1 protein-coding gene and 1 pseudogene are annotated in these 1,182 nt (G+C 54.3%); both read right to left on the reverse strand.

Annotated elements, in window-relative coordinates; translation table 11 throughout:
- Positions 1-476, reverse strand: a pseudogene (locus C484_RS22265) (winged helix-turn-helix domain-containing protein); the annotation flags it as partial.
- Positions 477-573: 97 nt separating this feature from the next.
- On the reverse strand, positions 574-1,011 hold the full coding sequence (locus tag C484_RS09555) for a hypothetical protein (protein ID WP_049915254.1): 438 nt from the start codon (positions 1,009-1,011) through the stop codon (positions 574-576).
- Positions 1,012-1,182: the final 171 nt, after the last annotated feature.

Raw genomic sequence — 1,182 nt, forward strand, 5'->3', positions numbered from 1 at the left:
TTCGTCAGCCTCAGCTTCAGCGGCTGTACGGCGTGGTTTTTGATAGCTCAATCCCGCTTCTTTGAGCAACCGCCGGCAACTCGGGATTGGGTACTCAACATCGTAGGTCTCGTCGAGATACTGCTGGACGAGCGCCGGCGTGGACGCCGGCGCGTCAACCCCAACTTCTTCGGGTGAGTCGTGGACAGCTTCTTCGAATTCGTGTTGTTCTTTTTCTGAGGGCTTTCGATTTCTCCCAGATTGGTGATCGTCAGTTACAGCCTGCTCAAGCGACTCGTCGGTGTCGAGTCGCTTGAGCTAGCTATAGATCGTGCGTCGTTGAACGTCGTACCATTCGGCTAGTTCAGTCTGTGTAACGCCGTTTTGTACGCTATTGCCGCTAAGAGCCGTTTTATCGGCTTCTTTCCCTCCACGTTGCCGAGAGCATCTTGCAATTCCTTGATGGAGATTTCGTCGAGATGATCTACTACCTTCAGAAAGAATCTCTGAGTAAAAATTTTTAACGGATACTATAGTCGATACAGCCACCGACTCGGTTAGTCATTGCTCGGGTACACATGACCAGCAACCGGACTATCGAACTGATTTCTCTTCAGTCGGCTGGCGGTCTCGGAACCCTTCCCAGTTTCTGTCCGCCCTGACGAGCAGATACGCGACGATAATTACGACGGCCAACACACCGTCGGCGATAGCCGTGCCCGTGGCATCTGGAGCATCGCTGGCGAAGGCAAACAGGTACGTTGCCGTCACAGCCTTGTGGAAGATTGCGAGTTCCCAGATGCCCGGGTACAGTCGTGGTCGAACTGCAAGCAGCAGAAAGATTCCGGCGAAGACGAGAAGACCAAAGAGCCGCCAACTCTCGGCGACTACCGCCTCGGGACCGGCTGTTCGGACAGCCGTGATGGAGGTCCCGAACGCATATACCGCACCGAGGGCGGCGAGAAGCAAGAGACCGCTCGCCATCCACCGCCGCCACCCCCTCACACCGTTCGAGTCACTCCTCTGGGACATGGATCGTGAATGAATTCGACGGCAAAGGCGATATGCTTCCGGAACGAATTCGGGGACCATACAAACTAGTTATAGAGAAAATGGTTCTATTGAATCCACGGACGGCATTGGGGTAAGTCGTCAGAACGATTGAGGTGAAGCGGAAGAGGCGTCTTTGTGCAGAAGATTCTC

Origin of the sequence: Natrialba taiwanensis DSM 12281, assembly GCF_000337595.1 — an archaeon.
Taxonomy (GTDB): domain Archaea; phylum Halobacteriota; class Halobacteria; order Halobacteriales; family Natrialbaceae; genus Natrialba; species Natrialba taiwanensis.